The sequence below is a fragment of the Rhizobacter sp. P3_B12 genome (genome assembly GCF_056402895.1).
Genome location: NZ_JBFUGN010000751.1, coordinates 1 through 3,118 on the forward strand (window position 1 = coordinate 1; position 3,118 = coordinate 3,118).

The 3,118-nt window shown below is 71.4% G+C and carries 3 protein-coding genes; 2 read left to right on the forward strand and 1 reads right to left on the reverse strand.

Annotated features, from left to right (window positions below):
- On the forward strand, positions 1–1,375 hold a 1,375-nt coding region (locus tag AC1D01_RS27400), incomplete at its 5' end, for a phosphatidylglycerol lysyltransferase domain-containing protein (protein ID WP_477872009.1).
- Positions 1,372–2,754, forward strand: a complete 1,383-nt coding sequence (locus AC1D01_RS27405; protein ID WP_477872011.1) for a virulence factor family protein — start codon at positions 1,372–1,374, stop codon at positions 2,752–2,754. The genes AC1D01_RS27400 and AC1D01_RS27405, both read left to right, overlap by 4 nt.
- Before the next feature lie 27 nt (positions 2,755–2,781).
- Here AC1D01_RS27405 and AC1D01_RS27410 read toward each other — a convergent pair.
- The coding region (locus AC1D01_RS27410; RefSeq protein ID WP_477872013.1) for a TetR/AcrR family transcriptional regulator C-terminal domain-containing protein at positions 2,782–3,118 on the reverse strand (337 nt) is incomplete at its 5' end.

The window sequence follows — 3,118 nt, forward strand, 5'->3', positions numbered from 1 at the left end:
CTGGTGGGCCGCGCTGGTGCTGTCGGTGATCGCGGCGGTGCTGGCGCTGCCCAAGGGCATCGCGGTCACCGAGGCCGCGATGCTGACCACGCTGGCGCTGCTGCTGCTGATCTCGCGCAACCAGTTCGACCGGCGCTCGTCGCTGTTCTCGCAGCGGCTGGAGCCCGAATGGCTGCTGGCGCTGGGCGGCGTGCTGGTCGCCTGCGTGTGGGTGCTGTTCTTCGCATACCGCGAGGTGGCCTACAGCAACCGGCTGTGGTGGCAGTTCGAGCTCGACGGCCAGGCGCCGCGCTCGCTGCGCGCGCTCACCGCCATCGCGCTGATCGGGCTGGCCTACGGCCTGTGGCAGCTGCTGCGGCCGCCGGCCGGCGACGTGGCCGGGAACTCGCCCGAAGAGATCGAACGGGCCGCCGCGATCGTGCGTGCCAACCCGTCGTCGGACGGCTGCCACGTGCTGGTCGGCGACAAGCACCTGATGTTCTCGCCGTCCGGGCGCAGCTTCCTGATGTTCGGCAAGCAGGGGCGTTCGTGGGTCTCGCTGTATGGCCCGTTCGGCGATGCGCGCGAATGGCCCGACCTGGTCTGGCAGTTCATCGAGCGCGCCAACGATCACGGCGGGCGCGCCGCGTTCTACCAGGTGCGGCCGGCCACGCTGCCGCTGTACCTCGATTGCGGGCTGCATGCGCTGAAGCTCGGCGAATACGYCACCGTGCCGCTGCCCGATTTCAGCCTGAAGGGGGCGAAGCGCGCCAACCTGCGCACCGGCGTGAACCGCGGCGAGCGCGAGGGGCTGCAGTTCGAGGTGGTGCCGGCCGACGGCGTGGCCGCGCTGCTGCCGCAGCTGAAGCAGGTGTCCGATGCGTGGCTGGCCGAGCAGCGCGGGCGCGAGAAGAGCTTCTCGGTCGGGCGCTTCGATGCCGACTACGTGCAGCGCCTGCCGGTGGCGATCGTGCGGCGCGATGACCGCATCCTCGCCTTCGCCAACCTGCTGACCACCGATGCCCGCAAGGACGCGAGCCTCGACCTGATGCGCCACCTGCCCGATGCGCCGCCCGGCACGATGGATTTCCTGTTCGCGAAGATCATGCTGCACCTGCAGGCCGAGGGCTACGAGCGCTTCGGCCTGGGCATGTCGCCGATGGCCGGCATGGCCGAGCGCCGCCGCGCGCCGCGCTGGCAGCGCCTCGGGCGGCTGCTGTTCGAGCACGGCGACCGCTTCTACAACTTCCGCGGGTTGCACAACTTCAAGGACAAGTTCGAGCCCGACTGGGAGGCGCGCTACCTGGCCGCGCCGCCCGGGCTGGCGCCGGTCTTCATCCTGGCCGACGTGGCGGCGCTGATCGGTGGCGGCATCAAGGGAGCGATCAGCCGATGAAGCGCATGCTGGCGATGGTGGCAGGGCTGCTGCTGATCCCGATGGCGCCGTGCCACGCGCAGGCGCGGCCCCAACCCAAGCCGACGCCGATGCAGACCGCGCCCGGCACGGTGGCGCACGGGCTGTTCAACGACGTGCGCCTGTTCAAGCCGGCGGGCACCGTGCAGCAGTTCGTGTTCATGCTGTCGGCCAACGATGCGCCCGATGCCGCCGAGCAGCTGGCCATCGACCGCATGGTCGACGGCGGGGCGCTGGTGGCGGCGGTGCCGCTCGCGCCGTTCTACAAGCGGCTGGAGAAGCAGGACGGCAAGTGCACCTACGCCGCGGGCGCCTTCGAGAACCTGTCGCGCCATCTGCAGGCCTACGAGCAGGTGCCGGGCTATCGGTTGCCGATGCTGGTGGGCAGCGGTGCGGCAGCGCCGTTCGCCTATGGCGTGCTGGCGCAGGCGCCGGCCGGGAGTTTCTCGTCGGCGCTGTCGCTCGGGTTCTGCCCGCGGCTCGCGCTGAAGACGCCGCTGTGCGCGACCAACGGCCTGCGCTGGACGGCCGCGGGCGCCGGCGGCTTCGAGCTGCTGCCCGCGACGACGCTGGCCACGCCGTGGACGGCGGTGCAGGGCGCCGCGTGTTCCGCCGACAGCGTGCAGGCCTTCGTGCAGCAGGTGCCGAAGGCGCGCTGGGTGGCCGATGGCCCCGCTGCATTCGCGACGGCGTACGCGCAACTCTCGTCGGCGCAGCAGGCCGCTGCACCGGTGGTGCCGCCGGCGCCGGAGCAACTGGCCGACCTGCCGATGGTGGAGGTGCCGGTTTCAGGTGCGGGCCAGCGCTTCGCGGTGCTGCTGTCCGGCGATGGAGGCTGGGCCGGCATCGACAAGGAGCTGGCGGCGGCACTGGCGGCGCAGGGCATTCCGGTGGCGGGCTTCGATTCGCTGCGCTACTTCTGGAAGGCGCGCACGCCCGAGGGCCTGGCGAGCGATCTCGATCGGCTGATCCGCTACTACGCCGCGCGCTGGCAGCGTTCGGAGGTGATCCTGATCGGCTACTCGCAGGGCGCCGACGTGCTGCCGTTCGCCGTCAACCGGCTGCCGGCCGCGACCCGCTCGACGATCAAGCTCACCGCGCTGCTGGGGCTCGCGCAGAAGGCCTCGTTCGAATTCCACTTCAGCAACTGGCTGGGGCCGAGCGGCGACAAGCCGATCCTGCCCGAGGCGCGCCGGCTCTCGGCCGCCGACACGCTGTGCGTGCAGGGCGACCGCGAGAAGGATTCGCTGTGCCCGAAGCTCGTGCCGGCCCATGCGCGGGTGCTGGTGATGAAGGGCGATCACCACTTCGGTGGGGACTACGCGCGGCTGGCGCGCTTGATCGTCGAGGCGGTGCGGTAGGGAATCGGGCCACTGCCTGGCGGCACGTCATGCACCTGCCGCGTAGGCCGCCATGAACACCCTGACTGCTTCGCGCAACAGCGCGCGGTTCTCACGCGCATCGGGCATCTCGAGCATGAGCAGCCCCCGGATGTGGCCGTCGCCGAGGAACATCGACAGGAACAGGTCCGCCGCCTGCCGCGGGTGCCGCACCTTCAGCGTGCCGGCCGCGTCGGCGCGGCGCAGGTACGCGGCCAGGTCGCCGATCAACCGGTCGGCTCCCTGCCGGTAGAAGGCCCGGCAGGCCTCGGGTTGTACCCCGGCGGCGCCGTAGAGCGAGCGGAACTGCGACAGCGCCTCGTTCTCGCGCGCCAGCGTCAGGAAC

Coding starts and splice junctions, on each gene's coding strand:
- AC1D01_RS27405 (WP_477872011.1), top strand. CDS start 1,372: ATGAAGCGCATGCTGGCGATGGTGGCAGGGCTGCTGCTGATCCCGATG.